The organism is Pseudomonas sp. DR48 (assembly GCF_019823085.1).
Classification (GTDB): Bacteria; Pseudomonadota; Gammaproteobacteria; order Pseudomonadales; family Pseudomonadaceae; genus Aquipseudomonas.
The window spans coordinates 6,572,563-6,591,004 of record NZ_CP081946.1; the positions used below are offsets into that span (position 1 = coordinate 6,572,563).

Genomic DNA, 18,442 nt, shown 5'->3' on the forward strand with positions numbered 1-18,442 from the left:
GCACTGCGTGACGCGCTAACACTGAATCCCGCCCATAAAAAAGCCCACTGACCGTCACCGGTCCAGTGGGCTTTTGATCAGGCCTCTAGTTACAGAGCCATATCACTTGCAGCATTAGCCTTTGCGGCCTTTGGCGCTTCAGCCGGAGCAGCAACCGGAGCCGCTACCTGACCAATCGCCGGCGGCGGAGTCAGTTGCAGCACCTTGGCGGTGTAAGCCCACTCCTGTGCAACCTTCTCAGGACTGCCGTTCAGTTGAGTGCCATAGCTTGGCACGATCTGATGCAGTTTTTCCTGCCAGGCAGGCGTTGCAACCTTGTCCTTGAACACTTTCTGCAGCACGGTCAGCATGATCGGCGCAGCGGTCGATGCACCCGGCGATGCGCCCAGCAGGCCGGCGATGGTGCCGTCTTGCGAAGCAACGATCTCGGTGCCCAGCTTCAGCACGCCACCGGCAGCTTCATCGCGCTTGATGATCTGCACGCGCTGGCCGGCTTGCCACAGGCGCCAGTCTTCGGCTTTGGCGTTCGGGAAGTATTCTTTCAGGGCGTTGAGGCGGTCTTCATCAGACAGCATCAGTTGGCCGGCGAGGTACTCGACCAGCGGGTATTCCTTGATGCCGACTTTGGTCATTGGCCACACGTTGTGCGTGGTCGTGGTTGTCAGCAGGTCCATGTACGAACCTTCCTTCAGGAACTTGGTGCTGAAGGTCGCGAATGGGCCAAACAGGATGACGCGCTTGCCGTCCAGGACACGGGTATCCAGGTGCGGAACCGACATCGGCGGTGCGCCAACGGAGGCTTTGCCGTAGGCCTTAGCCAGATGTTGCTCGGCGATGGTCGGGTTGTCGGTGACCAGGAACGAGCCGCCTACCGGGAAGCCTGCATATTCCTTGGCTTCAGGAATGCCGGACTTCTGCAGCAGGTGCAGTGCACCGCCGCCCGCGCCGATGAAGACGAACTTGGCGTCGGTTTCGGTTTTGCTGCCGTCTTTCAGGTTTTTGTAGCTGACGCGCCAGCTGCCGTCTGCGTTCTTGGTGATGTCTTGCACTTCGCTAGACAACTTCAAGTCGAACTTCGGCGTGGTTTGCAGGTGCGCGACGAACTGGCGGGTGATCTCGCCAAAGTTCATGTCGGTGCCGATCGGGCTCCAGGTGGCCGCGACTTTCTGGTTCGGGTCACGCCCTTCCATCATCAGCGGAACCCACTTTTTGATCACTGCCGGGTCTTCGGAGTACTGCATGCCGGCGAACAGCGGGCTCGCTTGCAGGGCTTCGTAGCGCTTTTTCAGGAACTTGATGTTGTCATCGCCCCACACAAAGCTCATGTGCGGCGTGGAGTTGATGAACGAACGCGGGTTCTTCAGCACGCCTTGCTGAACCTGCCAGGCCCAGAATTGACGGGAGATCTGGAAGGCTTCGTTAATTTCAATGGCTTTCGTGATTTGAACTTTGCCGTTCTCGTCTTCCGGCGTGTAGTTCAACTCGGCCAGGGCGGAGTGACCGGTACCGGCGTTGTTCCAGCCGTTGGAGCTTTCCTGGGCGACGCCGTCGAGACGCTCGACCATTTCCATCGACAGGTCAGGTTCCAGCTCATTGAGCCAGACACCCAAGGTGGCACTCATGATGCCGCCGCCGATGAGCAACACATCGACCTTCTTTGCCTCTTCCGCGTGAACGGACGTGATCCCCATCGACAAAGCCAGCCCCAACAGGGCTGTGTTCATTTTCTTAAACATCTGTAGCACCTATGATAAAACGCCATCCGCCCTTCCATCCTCACAACGAAACCCTCGTTTCACGGCATTCAGGCAGGATGTCGTGGGGTGCTTGCGTATAAGGATTGGAGGGTGGGCACACAAGGCCGACGTGTCTCCATCGACCTCAGTTATATGTCCCTACTGAACTGACTTTTTATCATTATTGGCTTCAGCTACTTGAGCGACATTGATCCTGTCGGCACGTCTCAAGGACGGGCAAACTGAATAGGTCAAACCAAGTTGGCGCGCAGAATATCACGGCTCGATGACCGCGCGCTCTCGAAAGGACTTGAGAGTCATTCAAGACGCGGTTCGTTTGCCGCGTTGGGGCCTAAACGATTCAGCACAAACACCTTGGCGTTGTGGGTCATTTGGTCCAGATGCCGGTCGCGCTGCTTTTCAGCATCGACCATCGCGCGCTTTCCATGTTTTTGCAGCAAGTAGTGATGTATCTGCCGGACCTCCAGAGAACTGTAGATAAATGTGACATCCAACAGTCCCATCAAGCCTTCGCTGCTGTGGTCGCGGGTGTTCATCAGCACCTGCGTGCCACGCACGCCGAGCACCTGAAACCCCATCGACTCAAACCACGGTACCTTGGCCACTGTGCAGGTCAGTTCGGCGTGCGGATAGCGGCCGATCATTTGGCGCAGCATGGCGCGCGCCACACCGCGTCGACGGTGGCTGGCGTCGACGGCCATGTAGGCCACGCCGCACGCATCGGGATCGTCCTTGACCGGCAGGTACAGCAAAAAGCCGATGACCTTCTCGGGGTCGTCTTCGTCGGTGGCGACGATCAACTCGACCGCAATGCCCTTGCCGCCGCCGAGGGCTTCCAGGTACAGGTGCACTTCGTAGCCCACTGCGTACTGGTACACGTTGTACAGCGGGTTGCTCGGCGCGATGCCGACCATGCTGATGTCGGTCAGGTTGTCCACGACCAGCTGCAGGATCTGGCTGTTGATGTGCTCCGGGCACGGGACCTTGAAGTGGGTGAGGTGCGGCATTGAAATTCTGACTCCGGGAAAAGACTTACTGGGCATCGGCGTGGCTATTGTCACAGATTGATCGCCACGCCGCTTCCGCCAGCAATTCCCTGTAGGCCTTCGGACTGGCTGTCACCCGGCCCGACAACCATGCCCGGCAGTAACTGTCCGCCTGGCCGATGATCAGCGACGGCAACAATTCGGCCGGAAAGGCCTTCAACTCATCGCGCCGACCGGGCTCTGCCAGCCACTGCCCAAGCTTTTGGTTGCGCGTCTTGTTGCGACTCGCCAGCTCTTCCTTGAACGGTCCTTTGGTGACGGCGAATCGGGCGTGGTACTGGAAGCGCGCCCACTCGGGCTGGCTGTCCACCCAATCGACGTAACTGTGCACCAACGCGTGCACGCCCTCTTCGGTCGTCGAGGCCTCTGCAAGGTAGCCGTCGCGTAGCAGCGCCTGATCGTCCAGCGCGGTGAAAAACAACGCGGCCACCAGGCCTTCCTTGTTGCCGAAGTGATGGTAGATCGCGCCCACGCTGGTATCGCATTCGGCGCGGATCATTTCGATGGTCGTGGCTTCGAGCCCTTGTTCGTTGAACAGGGCCAGGGCCTTTCTGAAGATGTCGCGCTTGAGTTCGGCTCTTCTGCCGGGGTAGCAGCGCTCGAGTAAATCTGCGGTTTCCATGCTGAACACAGGCCAAAGAAAATCCATGACAAGGCAGTCGACTGCCCATGAGTAAGCCGCGCTAGGTTGACAGATTTCGTCTCAACAGAATACTGTTCCGTCACAGAACATTATTCTGTTACGGAACATCATTCTGTAAAACCACCCTATAGTGAGGCTTCGACATGAGTCAGGTTCTTAGCATGTTCAACAGCGTAGGCCCACAAGCCTTCAGCAAAATGGCCTGCCAGATGGCGCCCTATTTCACCACCATCAACCCGCTGATCTCGGCGCTGCGCCCCGGGCATGCAACGGTGCAGGTGCCCTTCAGCCGCGAAATCACCAACCACTTGGGCACGGTTCACGCGATTGCGATGTGCAACGCCGCCGAACTGGCCGCCGGGACGATGACCGACGTGTCCATCCCCGCTGGCGCGCGCTGGATTCCAAAAGGCATGACGGTTGAATACCTGGCCAAGGCCAAAAGCGATGTGACCGCGGTGGCCGACGGTGAGGCGGTGGATTGGCAAACCGAAGGCGACAAGATCGTGCCGGTGGACATTCATGACGCCGAGGGTAAGAAGGTGTTCACGGCGCGGATTACCATGAACGTCAAACTCTCGTAAGCCTACGTATTTGTAAGAGCTGGCGCAGCCGGACGCAGGCTGCGCCAGCGGTTACGAAATGGCGTCCCCCGTCGTAGCTCGGTGCTTTGCCGTGGGGAAATCGCCGTCACCCGACAGTGAGGAATATCACCCTAATTGGGAAATCGTCTTAATCACAACTCGTCAAAAATCAACTCTAAGATAATGATTTTTAGACATATTTTTGTGGATCCAGGATAGGCACAACTTTTGCTCAGGCTCAAAGGCACGTGCTGTCATGTCGGCATGCCCCACGAGAACCACCATGAAAAGCCCAGTTCCTGAGAACGTCTCGTCCGGCTTTTTGCTGGCATCGGGCATGACTTCGGTGATGCTGATGACGTTCAGCCTGACCGCCGTAAATGCCGCACCACTCGATGATTTCGGGCCGCCGCCACCGACAGATCCCTCGGCATTCACCAATCCTGCGGCCAACCCCGCCGCTGCGCTCGAGGCGCTGAAACTCCTGCCGCCGGCCAATCAAGGAGCCATCGCCCTGCCCAACGGAGTCTTCGGCAACCGCGACACACCACGGGCCGACAACGTGCTGCCGCCCAACGTACAGACCTCGTTCAACTTCCCCACTAACGGTAAACCCAGCCCCTTGTTTGGGGCCGAACCGTTCACCCAGCAATTGCTTCTGTTTGAAGAGTTAGGTTCGGAAAAACTCGATCCGACCCTACCGCCGCCGCCACTGACATTCCCGGTGCCCACTACCGGCCCGGCGCCCCAGCAAGACCCGAACAACGTCGCCCGCAGCGGTCCATCGAGTGCCGCGCTTGAAGCGTTCATGCGTCAGCCGGGGTTGTTTCCGTTCCCCTCGCAGTTTTCCAATGTGCTGGACCGTAACCCGTGGAAAGCGCAGATCGAAGCCTTCCTCAATCGGCATCCGGTAGGTTCGCCCGCTGAAGGTCGGCCGCCGGGAAAAGGCTGGTCGCATCAGCGCTGGAACGAGTTTTTTCCTCAGGTCGGATTCAAGACCGTGCAAGCTGGCGCACGGACCAACCAGGGCCTGCGTGACCGCAGGCAATTGCACAACTACGCCGTAGGTGAATTCGCCCCTGGCGGGCTCTACTACCAGACCTCCGACATCCCGGAAACGGCGGGCACGACCAAAGGCATAGACCTGCGTTTCCACTCGAAAATGCCGGTACAGAATCACAACTCGCTGTGGACCTTTGACGGCACCATACCGCCCAAACTGCTGATGGTCCGCAACGGCCAACCGCTGCTGATGCGTCACTACAACGCTCTGCCGATCGACCCGTCGGCCAATATGGGCTTTGGTCTGCACACCATCACCACCCACGAACACAACGGCCACGCCCCCGCCGAAAGCGACGGCTATGCCAACGCGTTTTTCTTTCCGGGGCAGTACTACGATTATCGCTGGCCGCTGCAACTGGCCGGTTACGACACCATCAACACCACGGCGCAGGATCCGCGCGCCGCGTTCCCCTGCTCGCCGGGCGAAAAGCTCTTCGTCAACGATACCCACCCGGGCCTGAAGACCTGCGAAAACGGCAGCATCAAGATCCGTGGCGACTGGCGCGAAACCATGAGCACCCACTGGTTCCACGACCACATGCTCGATTTCACCGCGCAGAATGTCTACAAGGGCAACGCGGTGATGATGAACTATTACAGCGCTCTCGATCGCGGCAACGAGGCCTTCGAGGATGGCGTCAACCTGCGCCTGCCCAGCGGTTCGGCGCTGCCGTGGGGCAATCGGGACTACGATGTGAACCTGGTGGTTGCCGACAAGGCCTGGGACGAGAAAGGCCAGTTGTGGTTCAACCCGTTCAACACCGATGGCTTTCTCGGCGACCAGATCCTGGTCAATTGGCAGTATCAGCCACACTTGAAAGTCCGGGCGCGCAGCTATCGGTTCCGTATTCTCAACGGCTCGGTATCGCGCTTCTTCAAGATTGCCGTGGTACGTGAAACCAGCGGCAATGGCGGCGAGTTCCCGGGGCCCGCAGGGTCAGGTGTGTCCTACAACCGAGTGCCGTTCCACATGATCGCCAACGACGGCAATCTCATGGAACACGCCGTGCCGTTCGACGGCAGCATGGACCTGGACGGTGATGGTGACCGGCAAGACCACAACGCAATCCTGCCAACGCAAGCCATCGCTGAACGCTTCGACATCATCATCAATTTTGCAAAAAACGGCATCAAACCCGGCGACAAGCTGTACTTCGTCAACTTGATGGAACACAAGACCGGCAAGGGACCGGAGAAAACCGAACTGTCCCTGGCCGATGTGTTGTCCGAAAAGTACAAAGCCGTGATCAAGCAGACCAGCAAGGGCCCGCAGTGGGACAAGGGCGACCCGACCGTGGGCAAGTTCCTGCAACTGCTGGTGCAGCCGTATGCCGGACAGGACGTGAGCATGAACCCGGCCGACTACGAGCCAGCCAAACCGGGCAAGCCGGCGGGTAAAGTCATGATTCCTCTGACCATCGATCGGGACAATCCCGCCGACCAGGCCAAGCTCAAGGTGGCGCGGCATCGCGAGTTCATTTTCGGCCGGTCCGAGGGCACCGACGAAGCGCCCTGGACCGTCAAGACCGACGGCGGTGCGGGTTATAACATGGACCCTCGCCGGATCTCGGCCGCGCCGCAACTGGCAACCGGCCCCACCGATGCCGGGTTCTCCGGAGACGGCACGCTCGAAGTCTGGAAGATCAAGAATGGCGGCAACGGCTGGACCCACCCGGTGCACGTGCACTTCGAGGAAGCGGTCATCCTCAGCCGTGATGGCAAGGCCCCGCCGGAATGGGAAAAAGGCGCGCGCAAGGATATCTATTCCATCGGCGAAGGCATCGACACCTCGGTGGATGTCGATATAGCGATCCACTTTCGCGAGTTCGCCGGGACCTACATGGAACACTGCCACAACACCCAGCACGAGGACTCCTCGATGCTGTTGCGTTGGGATGTCGAGCATCCGGGCCAGTTCCAGTTGATGCCAACGCCACTGCCGGGTTGGGATGGCGTCACCTATGTCAACTCCGTCGCACTGCCCACCTTCCGCACCGGCATAAAAAATGACAACAATCAGGGGGACAACAAAAAATCCGCTGGCCAACCCTGACAGTGCCGCAACCGGCAATGGCCCGACACCGAGCCCGAACATCACCGTCAATTCGGCGCTCGGCAAAACGCTGACGGTGCCGATCGCGGCGCATTAAGGAGACCTACTCCGACACCGCCACCTGATTACGCCCCCGGGCCTTGGCCCGGTACAGCGCTTTATCGGCATTGTTCAGCAAGCTTTGCAGGTCATTGTCGCTGGCTTCCATTGCGGCCACGCCGAGGCTGGCGGAGATGCGGTGAACCGGGCCAGTCATCAAGCCGCTGATGGAGTGGATCAGTTGTTCGGCGATCGTCAGTGCTACTTCAATCGAAGTGTCCGGCAGCAGGATCGCAAACTCCTCCCCACCCAACCGGCCATAGACATCCGTTTCGCGAAAAGAGCGATGGATGACCACGCCCATTTGCCGCAGCACCTGATCCCCGACCTGATGCCCGTAGGTGTCATTGATATGTTTGAAGTGATCCATGTCCAGCATCACGGCGCACAAAGGCAGGCGCTTGTCTTTGCAGTCATAGAACAATTGTTGTGCGTGCTCGAAAAAAGCCCGGCGGTTTTTCAGGCCGGTCAGTTCGTCGGTCTGGGCCGCATGCGTGGAAATGTGATGCGCGCGTTCCATCTCACGGGTTAATTGAAAGGCTGTTGCCAGGGCTTCGGACAATTTGCGGGTCGCGCTGGCCACGAATGAGGTAAACACCAAAACCGCCAACGCCATTCCGATTTGCATCGCCGAGGGTTGAAACAGCAACCAGAAGGTGCAGGGCAACAAGACCAGGCCAATGGCCGAGAGTGTCATGTAGCGATGCGCCGAGTAGCACGACACTGCACTGACCGACATGCCAACGGCAAAGAGCATGACCAGCGCCTGGGCCAACAAGTCATTCGCCGGCATGACCGCCAGCGCACCCGCGCCCCATATGCCGGCGGATAACATCAGCGTGATCCAGTATCTGCGCTCCCAGCGTTGCGGGGTGCGTTCACTGTCTGGGCAGCGAAACCAGGCGATGAACATCGAGATGCGCAGCAACGACGAACACGTCAACAAGCCTATCCACCAGAAAATGACGCCGTGGTCGAAGCGTTGCCAGCACAGCCCGCACAGCATGATCGCGGCGAGGTAACTGCCGAAAACCGCCGCCACGGATTGGTGGAACAACTGGTGCAGCCGGTCACTGCGCACCTGCGCTGCGATGGAAGTATCCTGTTCGTGCCGAAGTCCTGGGCCACCCATTTGATCCGCCTGATCATGATACTGCGACAAAAAAGCGATTGTGGCATCCTGCCATACAGGTAAACAAACGAATAACACTCGGCGCAGGCTCGTCCACTCACGGTGATGCGCCATACCTCAACTTGCAGACGTATAGCGCCAATCGCCAAAAAAAGTAATAGCACACAAGTGCGTCCCCCACGCCTCCACTGAGGAAAGTGCCGTCGATGGACGCCAGAAATCGACCGTGCGACAGAGGGTCTGTATGCCCGCGAGGATGAGGTCCGCAATGATGCGGATTTCTCAATGGAAATGCGAACAAAGGTGCAATACCTTGTAGAGGTGAGACTTTCCCGTCGCCTTCCACTTCGGGGTGAGAGGACATCGTTGTTTTTGACGTCACTTCAACGCTGTCTGATCTTGAAAAGATTTGCGGTAGCTTCCCCCTCGACGCCCGGTGCCTCGCATTGAGTGTTTGTGTATCAACGACGGGGACTTTCGCTCACGACAATGACCCCCTTGACTGTCGAGGTTGCTGGATGTGAGAGGCCAATTGATTGGTATCGTCATCACCCTGGCCGTGATGAGTGCGACAACGCACGGTTTCATGCAATGGAGAGCAGCCGAGAGCGCACGCCGTGATGCCGTGTGCAAGACCGCGCAGCAGCACATGGAAACCCTGGGCATTCGAACGCGGGCAATGGCGGCTGGACTGTCTGTCGACGCTTACGCCGAAGCCGAGAAAGCCCAAGTCGGCAAATTGGTCAGCGCCCTGGATACGGCGAAAAATGACGCAGAGATCGAAGCCGTCATTGACGCACACGCAGCCGAGTTGCAAGCGCAGGACGCTGCAACCGACGCGGTACTGGAAAACCAGCGAAGTCAGCAATTCCTCGAACAGACACTCAAGAAACAACGCATCACCGCAGACATCAAACAGGAAATTGAACGCGCCGAGAAAGCCGTAGCCGAGGCCTGTCTCTAACCGGCTCGATCAGTTTTTTCCTGCGCCCTCCCCCCGGATCTTCTGAGTCACCGCTGCGGTGCAACCATCCGGAAGCGGATATTGATGTCGTCGGAAACAACCGTATCAGCCCACTCCCCCTCCCCGATCTTGAAGTCGCTGCGCTTGAGCACCAACCGACCATCAAAAATGCCGATACCTTTTTGGGTCCTCAGCTCAACGGGCACCTGCACCACACGCGTGACACCCCTGAGCGTCAGTTTTCCGGTGATTGAGTAGTGACGAGCACTCAGGGTTTTCACGCTGATCGATTGAAACGTACCCACCGGATACTGCTGCGTATCAAACCAGGCAGGCTTTTTCAGTTCGGTGTTGGCGTCCTCGCTGCCGGCATCGATGCTGTCGAGATCGATGGTCAGAGCGGCATGGGCTGCGGCCGGGTCGGCCGTGTCGAAATCGAGCGTGGCCTTGAAAGAGCCAAAAGTGCCATACACCTGCGAGCTCAACTGGTTGTAGGTAAACGAGATCTTGCTGGCGGTCTCATTGACTTGCGAATACTGGACTGCTTCGGCACAAGGCAAGACGCCGAAGGTGAGCGCTGCAGCCAACAGGGCGAACTGCGCGAATCGATGCTTCATGGGGGACGCTCCGGTCGTGGCACCCACCGGCCAACGATAGGTGGACTAAAGCAAAGAACTGCGATTTATGCCACCGGGCATCTAGCCCCTGACCACCGGTCGGCAACGTGAGTCCGCGGCCGATCCTTGCGTCCAGGCGGGTGTTTAATTGTCCAGGCACTCACCGCTTCAGGAGACCGGACATGAAAATCGTGGTCATCGGTGGCACAGGCTTGATCGGTAGCAAACTGTGCAAGAACCTGCAGGATCTGGGACATGAAGCCCTGGCGGCGTCTCCCAGTACCGGCGTCAATGTCATCAGCGGCGAAGGGCTGACACAGGCATTGAAAGGCGCGGATGTGGTCGTCGACGTGGCGAACTCACCCTCCTTCGAGGACCACGCCGCGTTGCACTTTTTCGAAACCGCCGGGCACAACCTGTTTAAAGCGGAGAAGATCGACGGCGTCAAACACCATGTCGCCTTGTCTGTTGTCGGCACCGAGCGCCTGCTCGACAGCGGTTACTTCCGGGCGAAAATGGCCCAGGAAAAGCTCGTCAAAAAGTCGGGCATTCCCTACACCATCCTGCGGGCCACGCAGTTCTTCGAGTTTATCCATGCCATTGCGCATTCCGGGCGCGAGGAAGGCAACACCCTTCACCTGCCGTCCGCCGCGTTGCAACCGGTGGCGTCGGCCGACGTCGCAGCAGCACTGACGGAAATTGCGTTGAAAGCGCCGAGCAATCAGACCGTCGAAGTGGCGGGCCCCGAAAAACGCCCGCTCGTGGAATTCGCCAACGACTACCTGAAACACACCAAGGACCCGCGCCAGGCCGTCGCGGACGACACGGTTCCTTATTTTGGTGCGCCGATCAATGACCAGTCGCTGACACCGGGTGCCAACCCCATCGTCGGCGCGACCCGGTTTGAGGACTGGCTGAAGAGCGACTAGTCACGGCCGATATTGCTCTGCGCAAGGACAGTCGCCCCAGTCGGGCTTTAAACAAGCCGTAAGGTTTACGCGCTAACCCGGCCTAACAGGCGCTCGCGACGGTCCGCTGAGACCCCACGATGAAGTCCTGTTGTCTCATCCGCTGAGTCAATACCAGCATTGCCAGGAAACCCAGGGCGATCAGTACTGGATATGCCATCAACAACTCAGAAAGGGAATACTTCCAGGCCAGCGGGCGCCCGACGCCGAGCATGGCGGCATACATCCAGGAGACTGCCGACAATGAACCGCAGAAAAGCGCCAGCATCCGTGCGCTGAATCCAAGATTGAGCAAGGAACCAGCCTTTTGCAGCGCGGGCAATACCAGGCGATGCAACAAGATGCCGTTGTAACTCAGCAACACGACAATAATCACTTTGGCGTGGAGCTTTGGATTCATGAAGTAATCCATCCCTTTGTCCAGGTAATCAATACCGATCACAGCAATACCGGTTATCCACAACACAATCAACGCACCCACGACAGACCGCTGAAGACTCTCCATATGAGCCGTATCATGTTCAGTGAATGCCTTTCGTTTTAACAAGTCTCTTACCATCGCAACATCACTGGTCAAGACCAAACCAATGGCCACACAACATGACACTAAATGAACGTAAATAACGCCAAGTCGCAAAAACTCCATCACTTCTTTATTGTCGAGCAGGCTCATAATTGTATTTATCGCCACGGTACTTTCTCCACCTTGTTCGATAGTACAGATCGACATTCAACAGGGAATCCAACGATTAGAAACCCTTGCGATCTTACTTTTATAAGATATGCCAGACCAATAAGCTGACACTACTTAGACCATTGATTTGTCTGGCAAATGAACGGCCGATTTACTTAGGTTCTCCTTGATTCCAGATAAAAAAATCCCCATTGGCATTCAATGCACATGAGATTATTTTTCCACTTCTTATTTACAGTTATACGAGCAGGTCTTGGGTGACGTGCTGAAGAATCAGAGGCCCTCGCCCCCAAAATGTTCATTTTCTGAGCACATGACCGACAAACGGTGATGGTTGTTAAAAGCACTCGCGCTGGCGTCTTTGTTGACGATTTTCGCAATCGCCCATGGTCACTGGCCTGGTCCATCAGGCGACACCTGAAACAGCGCACATTGGATCCATTAGTTATTGCCAAGCTAACAAAAAGTGCAACAGCGAGTCACTCTCAACTCGTGCCTGAACATCCACAATTGTCAGACTTCTTAGAACGCTCTAATGGTCGACAATAAGCTCTTTAGTTAATATTGATGACGCCAAGTTACTTGTCATCGCGCTCAGTGTCTGTAATCGACGCGAGTGGAAACCACACGCATACTTCAAATCCTTCTCGCCGTCCTGTTGCTGGCGATATCAGAAGAATTTTCGCGCCAACTCCCTGCGCAATGGTTTTTGCAATCGCCAACCCCAAACCCGAACCGCTGGTGTCACTGCTACCCCGTACAAATCGCTCGGTGAGACTCTGTAAAACCGGCTCGGGCACTGGCGGGCCACCATTAACTACCCGCAGCAACGCCTGGTCGGTGAGGCTGACTTCGACCGGTTGATCCGTGGCGCCGTACTTGAGCGCATTCTCGATCAGGTTGCGTAACAGGATGGCGAAGGCGTCCGGATCAATCGTCGAGTACACGCTGGTCTGGGTGGGCAGTTGCAACGCGATTCGTTGGCCGCTGCTGTGGTTCCACTCATCGACTACATGGGCCAGCAATGGAATGAGGTCCTGAGGCGTTTCGGACAACAGCCCGCCGCCCTCAGCCTTGGCCAGTTGCATGAGTTTTTCCGAGAGTCGCGTCAGTTCGCGCAACGAGTTTTCGATTTTGGCCGCACGCAAGCGCAGCGGACCTTCGGGCGCTTCGTGACGCAAGCGCTGGATCTGCGCCAGGGTCGCGGCCAATGGCGTGCGCAGTTCATGAGCGCTGTTGGCGGTAAAGCTGCGCTCGGCTTCCAGGGTTTTGCGCAAGCGCTCCAGCAGATGATTGACCGCCTCGGCCAGCGGGGCGATTTCTGCCGGCAGGTGCGTCATGGTGATCGGCGACAGATCGCCCACACCGCGGGCCTCCACGGCACGACGATAGGCCAATACGCTGCGCAGGCTGATGCGCACCAGCATCCAGGTGCCGAACAGACTGATGGGGATCAGGGCCAATAACGGCAACAGCAAGGCTACCAAAGCTTCCCGCGCGGCTTCACGGCGATGTTCCAGAGGTTCGGCGATTTCAATGAACACCGTCTCACGTAGTGCACTGGCGCCATACAGACGGTATTTTTCAGTGGTTGTGAAACCTTCGGCAAGTTGCGAGCGGAAGATCTTCGGGTCAGCGTCATGGGACTGCATCAGGATCTCGCCCTTGGCATCGCGCACCAGATACGTCAGGTATTCCTTGTGTATTTTCAGGGGGGCGACGTGCTGAGCATCACGGGGACTTTCGCGGTTGCTGATTTCCAGCACGGCCAGAGGCAGGATGCGTTGCGCGGTCTCTTCCAGCGCACTGTCGAACGCCTCGTTCAATTCATGTTGCACCACCAGCCAGGCGCCGACGGTCGCCGCCAGCCACAGCAAGGTCATGCCCAGCGTCAGTCCCAGGCCGAGGCGTTTTTGCAGGCTTGAAGATGGCTTCATGCGGACATCAACCGATAGCCCATGCCGCGCACGGTTTCAATCAGATCGCGCCCGAGCTTTTTACGCAGCCGGCTGATGTAGACCTCGATGGTGTTGCTCTCGATCTCGGCGCCGAAAGCATACAACCGTTCTTCCAGCTGCGATTTGGACAGCAGCGCGCTGGGACGCTGCACAAACGCCTCGAACAGCGCCCACTCCCGCGCGGTCAAGTCCACCGTCACACCGGCCCGCGACACCGTGCGGGCACTCATGTCGACCTGCAAGTCGCCGAGTCTGATCTGCGGATTGGGGTTGCCGCTGTAGCGCCGGGCCACCGCCGCCACCCGGGCCGAGAGCTCGAACAGGTCGAACGGTTTGACCAGGTAGTCGTCGGCACCGGCGTTGAGGCCCGCGATACGATCGGAAATCTGATCCTGTGCGGTCAGGATGATCACCGGTGTCACGTTCCCTGCCGAGCGTTGTTGATGCAAAAAATCCAGTCCGCGACCGTCCGGCAGCATCAGGTCGAGCAGGATCAGGTCGTAAGGCGTGGTGCGCACGCTGTTGCGCGCATGGTCCAGGCGTTGCACCCAATCGACTGCATGGCCGTCATCGGCGATCTGTTCGCGCACCGCCTCCCCCAGACCCAGTGCATCTTCGACCAATAAAACCCGCATTGGGGCACCTCCTGTGATGGTTGTCGTGCAGCACCTTAATCGCCTTACCTGACGTGAATCTGAAGATTCAGCTGGTTGTCAGGATTGCACCTTAGGGTATGCCACAGACGCCGCCTTCGGCAGGAGACAGATCATGAAAACAGGTTTTATCGTCAATGCCGCACTGTTGAGCCTGCTGCTCAGCGGCTACGCCGTGGCCGATGACGATTGCAGCGACCCGGTGAGCGACTGGCAACCGCGCGAAACCCTGCGTCAGCAGGTGGAACGGCAATACGGCTGGAGCGTGCAGCGCATCAAGGTCGACGACGGCTGTTACGAGCTCAAGGGGCTGGACCGCAAAGGCAACGCCATTGAAGCCAGCTACTCGCCGGCCTCGCTGCGCCTGCACACACTCGAGATTCATTTTCGCGACGATGGCGATGCCAGGGATTACCTCGGCAGTCCACTCACCGAATGACGTCCCACTGTCGATGGTTTTTTCCTGCGTTTCAGGTTGTTGTCAGCAAGCAGGTCCAGGCTCTCGACCTAACGATCAAAAGGATATCTCCATGAAAAAGATCATCGCTGCAACTTGCCTTGCCGGTGCCATTGCCCTGCCGGGGCTGGCCCAGGCTCGTGAAGTGACCCTGACCACACAGCTCAAGGACTACAGCGGCAATGATGCGTACCTGGCGATCTACGTCACCGACGCCGCTGGCCACTACCAGAAAACCCTCTGGGTGGCCGGCAAGAAGGCCAAATATTACAAGCACCTGGGCGACTGGGCCCGTGGCAGCGGGCTGAACCCGAGCGAGTTCGATGGGGTCAGCGGTGCCAGTGTCGGCAGCGGGCGCACGCTCAAAGTCAGCGTCGAACTGGCAGATACGCTGATCGATGCCGGGTATCAAATCCGCATCGATAGCGCCGTCGAGGATAAACGTGAAGCCCACGCTGATGTCAGCGTGCCCCTGACGTCCAAAGGCGCAGGCAAGCCGGCGGCCGGCAGCACCTACGTTGATTCCTTTACTTACGATCTGTAGCACCTGCCCACTCTGGAGGCTGAACATGCTTCGCCAGTTCCATTCCCTGCCCGGCTTGATCGCCGCCCTGTTGGTCATGCTGTTGGCCATCAGCGGCGCGGTGCTGTCCATCGACCCGGCCCTGGAACGCCTGCACAGTACGCCCACCACCCAAGGACAACTCAACGTCGGCCAACTGGCCGGACGCGTCGCCAGCCACTTTCCGGGCGTGGAGCAGATCCAGCGCACAGCGTCCGGCACAGTGATCGTCTACTACAACCAGAACGGTCAGGCCGGGGCTGAAAAGGTCGACCCATTGACCGGCCAAGGCCTCGCGCCGTACGCGCCATCGGCATTCTCCCGCTGGGTCAAAGAGCTGCACCGCTCGCTATTCCTTGGCTCGCCAGGCCATGGTGCATCGGGGATGGGCGCGTTGTTCATGCTGATACTGTCGGTGTCCGGCGCGCTGTTGCTGGCCCGGCGCCTGGGTGGCTGGCGCAACTTGCTGCGGCCACTGCGCGGCACCTTCAGCCAGCGCTGGCATGCCGAAGTCGGGCGACTGGTCATGCTCGCACTGCTGCTTTCAGCATTGACCGGGCTCTATATGTCCGCCACGAACTTTGGTTTTATCGCCGACGGCAGTCAACGTGAACCCGCCTTCCCTGCCCACGTCAGCACCGGGCCGGCCTTGCCCGTGGCGAGCCTGCACGCCTTGCAGGCCACCGACCTGAATGACCTGCGCGAACTGGTCTACCCCAGCCCCGGCAATCCTCAGGACGTGTTTTCCCTGCGCACGGCCCAGGGTGACGGCTATGTGGATCAGGCCAGCGGTGCCTTGTTGTCCTATCAAGCCCACGACTCGATGCGCAACCTCTACGAATGGATCTATCGGCTGCACACCGGCGAAGGCCTCTGGTGGCTCGGGCTGCCGCTTGGTCTGTGTGCCCTCGGTGTACCGTTGATGAGCGTGACTGGCATTCTCTTGTGGTGGCGCCGCCGCAAGGCCGGCCCGAAGATCCGCCACAACAGCCCTGCCCATTCAGCCGGCAGCGTGATTCTGGTGGGCAGTGAAAACAACAGCACCTGGGGCTTTGCCAACACCTTGCATGAAGCTTTGCACCAGCGCGGCCATCAAGTGCATAGCGCAGCCATGAATGAATGGCGCGGCGATTACCGCGAGGCTGAGCAGGTATTCATCTTGACCGCGACCCACGGTGACGGCGATGCACCGGCTTCGGCCTCTCAGTTCCTGAAGCGTCTGGCCGACAGCGGCCTCAAGCCCGGCCTGCCCTTTGCCGTGCTGGGCTTGGGTGACCGTCAGTTTGCGCAGTTCTGTCAGTACGCCCATCAGGTTCAGGACGCGATGGTGCAGGCCGGGGGCTCGCCGTTGCTGGGACTGGAAACCGTCAACCGCCAGTCTTCTCAGGAGTTTGCCCGCTGGGGCCACGCCTTGGGCGAAGTCCTGGGCCATGACCTGACGCTGATTCACACCCCGCAGCAGCCACGCACTCATCTGTTGGCGCTGACAGAACGCATCGCCTATGGCGAACAGGTGAATGCGCCGACTCATGTATTGCGCTTCAAGGCGCCCGGCGAGCTGCCGGACTTTCTGGCCGGCGACTTGGTGGGGATTGTGCCCCCGGGCAGCCCGATCGCGCGCTTCTACTCGCTGGCCAGCGGTTCGCAGGACGGTGTGCTGGAAATCTGTGTGCGTAAACACGACGGCGGCATGTGCTCGCAGTTTCTTCATGACTTGAACATCGGCGGGCAGATCGAAGCCTTTATCCAGCCGAACCCGCAATTTCGTCCAGCGTCGGGCGCACATCCGGTGATCCTGATCGGCGCCGGTACCGGCATCGGTCCGCTGGCCGGTTTTATTCGCAACAACAAGGCACGACACCCGATGCACCTGTACTGGGGCGGGCGCCATCCGGCGTCGGATTTTCTCTATGAACCGCAGCTCAACCAGTATCTGGCGGACCGGCGCCTCACAGCGCTGCGCGCCGCCTTCTCTCAGGTTCAGGACCGCAGCTACGTGCAAGACCGACTGATCAGCGATGCCCTGGCCTTGCGCCGACTGATTGAAAAAGGCGCCCAGGTGTTGGTGTGTGGCAGTCGCGAAATGGCCAAAGGCGTGATGCACGCCCTGGATGAAGTGTTGGCGCCTCTCGACCTGAGTGTGCTCACCCTCAAGGCACAAGGACGCTACCGTGAAGACATCTACTGAGTTGCAGCGCTACAGCCTGAATGGCGAAACCATGGGCACCCGCTACACCGCCCTGTTCTATGCCGGCCCCGGGATCAATACCGACGAGGTTGGCCAGCGCCTAGCGCACGCCGTGGCCCGGGTGGACCAGCAAATGTCCACATGGAAAGACGATTCTGACCTCAACCGCCTCAACGACGCCCCCGAGCAGGAATGGGTGTCGGTGCCCAAGGAGTTGTGCGCGGTGCTGTCTGCTGCATTGCGTGTGGGTCAGCAATCCGACGGCGCCTTCGACATCGCTGTCGGTGATCTGGTTAACGCCTGGGGGTTTGGTCCTGGGGAACAGACGGTCACCGAGCAGACGCTGGGCACGATACCGTCGCGCGTCAGGCTGCTGGCCAGCGCAGCGTTAATGGTTGACCCGCAACGCAATCAGGCGCGCAAACGCGGGCCACTGAACCTTGATTTGAGTGGGATCGCCAAAGGCTTTGGCGTTGATGAGCTGGCGCGTTGCCTGGATGATTTAAGCATCACCCGCTACCTGGTCGGCATCGATGGCGAGATGCGCGCCCGGGGCGTCAAACCGGACGGCCAATGCTGGGCCGTGGCCCTGGAAAAGCCCAATCGGGGCGTGCGTGAAGTGATGGGCGTGATGGAACTGAGCGACGCCGCGATTGCAACATCCGGGGACTATCGACACTGGGTCGATGTGGCCGGGCAATCCTATGCTCATACCATGAACCCGATTACCGGCGCCCCGCTGTGCAACCGACTGGCCGCCGTTACTGTGGTAGCCGCCTCATGCATACTCGCCGATGCCTGGGCCACGGCGCTGATGGTGCTGGGCGAAACCGAAGGCCCACGCCTGGCTCAGGAGCGCGGCATGGACGCACTGTTCGTGCTGCGCGAGGGTGATCAGTTCAGAGAAATATCCATTGTCGGCGGCCAGTTGCAGGCGCAGATTGAAAGCCGCTGACACCCTGACCGGGCGGCAGGACCGCCTACTGACAGTGAGTCCGTTGA

15 protein-coding genes and 1 pseudogene are annotated in these 18,442 nt (G+C 58.9%); 8 read left to right on the forward strand and 8 right to left on the reverse strand.

Annotation, left to right across the window (positions count from 1 at the left end; translation table 11 throughout):
• Positions 1–89: 89 nt before the first annotated feature.
• The 3 genes from mqo to K5K95_RS29720 form a co-directional block, all read right to left on the reverse strand.
• Positions 90–1,736: a malate dehydrogenase (quinone) gene (gene mqo, locus K5K95_RS29710; RefSeq protein ID WP_222587388.1), complete on the reverse strand. Its 1,647-nt coding sequence runs from the start codon at positions 1,734–1,736 to the stop codon at positions 90–92.
• Positions 1,737–2,053: 317 nt separating this feature from the next.
• Entirely contained in the window at positions 2,054–2,764 is a 711-nt protein-coding gene (locus K5K95_RS29715; protein ID WP_222587389.1) for a GNAT family N-acetyltransferase, read from the reverse strand.
• Positions 2,765–2,789: 25 nt separating this feature from the next.
• Positions 2,790–3,425 (reverse strand): TetR/AcrR family transcriptional regulator, encoded by a 636-nt coding sequence (locus K5K95_RS29720; protein WP_222587390.1) that lies wholly within the window; start codon positions 3,423–3,425, stop codon positions 2,790–2,792.
• A 164-nt stretch (positions 3,426–3,589) separates the two neighbouring features.
• On the opposite strand from K5K95_RS29720, the gene K5K95_RS29725 reads away from it, so the two are divergent.
• Both K5K95_RS29725 and K5K95_RS29730 read left to right on the forward strand, forming a co-directional pair.
• Positions 3,590–4,030, forward strand: a complete 441-nt coding sequence (locus K5K95_RS29725; protein ID WP_222587391.1) for a hotdog fold domain-containing protein — start codon at positions 3,590–3,592, stop codon at positions 4,028–4,030.
• A gap of 337 nt (positions 4,031–4,367) precedes the next feature.
• A pseudogene (locus K5K95_RS29730) lies at positions 4,368–7,200 on the forward strand (multicopper oxidase domain-containing protein); the annotation flags it as partial.
• 51 nt (positions 7,201–7,251) lie between these two features.
• On the opposite strand, the gene K5K95_RS29735 reads toward K5K95_RS29730, so the two are convergent.
• On the reverse strand, positions 7,252–8,379 hold the full coding sequence (locus K5K95_RS29735) for a sensor domain-containing diguanylate cyclase (protein ID WP_222587392.1): 1,128 nt from the start codon (positions 8,377–8,379) through the stop codon (positions 7,252–7,254).
• A gap of 520 nt (positions 8,380–8,899) precedes the next feature.
• Here K5K95_RS29735 and K5K95_RS33325 point away from each other — a divergent pair.
• The gene (locus K5K95_RS33325; RefSeq protein ID WP_261398103.1) at positions 8,900–9,343 is read left to right on the forward strand and encodes a hypothetical protein; all 444 of its coding nucleotides are present in this window, start codon (positions 8,900–8,902) and stop codon (positions 9,341–9,343) included.
• A gap of 47 nt (positions 9,344–9,390) precedes the next feature.
• Here the strand turns inward: K5K95_RS33325 and K5K95_RS29745 are convergent, their stop codons facing one another.
• Positions 9,391–9,960 carry a YceI family protein gene (locus K5K95_RS29745; protein WP_222587393.1) on the reverse strand — a complete coding sequence of 190 codons (570 nt, stop codon included), beginning with the start codon at positions 9,958–9,960 and terminating at the stop codon, positions 9,391–9,393.
• Between the two features lie 182 nt (positions 9,961–10,142).
• Between K5K95_RS29745 and K5K95_RS29750 the strand changes: the two genes are divergently transcribed.
• The gene (locus tag K5K95_RS29750; RefSeq protein ID WP_222587394.1) at positions 10,143–10,889 is read left to right on the forward strand and encodes an SDR family oxidoreductase; all 747 of its coding nucleotides are present in this window, start codon (positions 10,143–10,145) and stop codon (positions 10,887–10,889) included.
• 82 nt (positions 10,890–10,971) lie between these two features.
• On the opposite strand, the gene K5K95_RS29755 is transcribed toward K5K95_RS29750, so the two are convergent.
• The 3 genes from K5K95_RS29755 to K5K95_RS29765 form a co-directional block, all read right to left on the reverse strand.
• Complete coding sequence (locus tag K5K95_RS29755; RefSeq protein ID WP_222590470.1) at positions 10,972–11,619, reverse strand: hypothetical protein; 648 nt, start codon at positions 11,617–11,619, stop codon at positions 10,972–10,974.
• A 581-nt stretch (positions 11,620–12,200) separates the two neighbouring features.
• Positions 12,201–13,559, reverse strand: coding sequence for an ATP-binding protein (locus K5K95_RS29760; RefSeq protein ID WP_222587395.1), 1,359 nt, complete (start codon positions 13,557–13,559; stop codon positions 12,201–12,203).
• Positions 13,556–14,215 (reverse strand): response regulator transcription factor, encoded by a 660-nt coding sequence (locus tag K5K95_RS29765; RefSeq protein WP_222587396.1) that lies wholly within the window; start codon positions 14,213–14,215, stop codon positions 13,556–13,558. The genes K5K95_RS29760 and K5K95_RS29765 overlap by 4 nt, the downstream gene beginning before the upstream one ends.
• Positions 14,216–14,348: 133 nt before the next feature.
• Here K5K95_RS29765 and K5K95_RS29770 point away from each other — a divergent pair, with 133 nt between their 5' ends.
• The 4 genes from K5K95_RS29770 (at position 14,349) to K5K95_RS29785 (ending at position 18,395) form a co-directional block, all read left to right on the forward strand.
• Complete coding sequence (locus K5K95_RS29770) at positions 14,349–14,672, forward strand: PepSY domain-containing protein (protein ID WP_222587397.1); 324 nt, start codon at positions 14,349–14,351, stop codon at positions 14,670–14,672.
• Between the two features lie 91 nt (positions 14,673–14,763).
• Positions 14,764–15,234 (forward strand): DUF2271 domain-containing protein, encoded by a 471-nt coding sequence (locus K5K95_RS29775; protein WP_222587398.1) that lies wholly within the window; start codon positions 14,764–14,766, stop codon positions 15,232–15,234.
• 25 nt (positions 15,235–15,259) lie between these two features.
• Positions 15,260–17,440 (forward strand): PepSY domain-containing protein, encoded by a 2,181-nt coding sequence (locus K5K95_RS29780; RefSeq protein WP_222587399.1) that lies wholly within the window; start codon positions 15,260–15,262, stop codon positions 17,438–17,440.
• On the forward strand, positions 17,424–18,395 hold the full coding sequence (locus K5K95_RS29785) for an FAD:protein FMN transferase (RefSeq protein WP_261398104.1): 972 nt from the start codon (positions 17,424–17,426) through the stop codon (positions 18,393–18,395). The genes K5K95_RS29780 and K5K95_RS29785 overlap by 17 nt, the downstream gene beginning before the upstream one ends.
• The last annotated feature ends 47 nt before the right edge of the window (positions 18,396–18,442 follow it).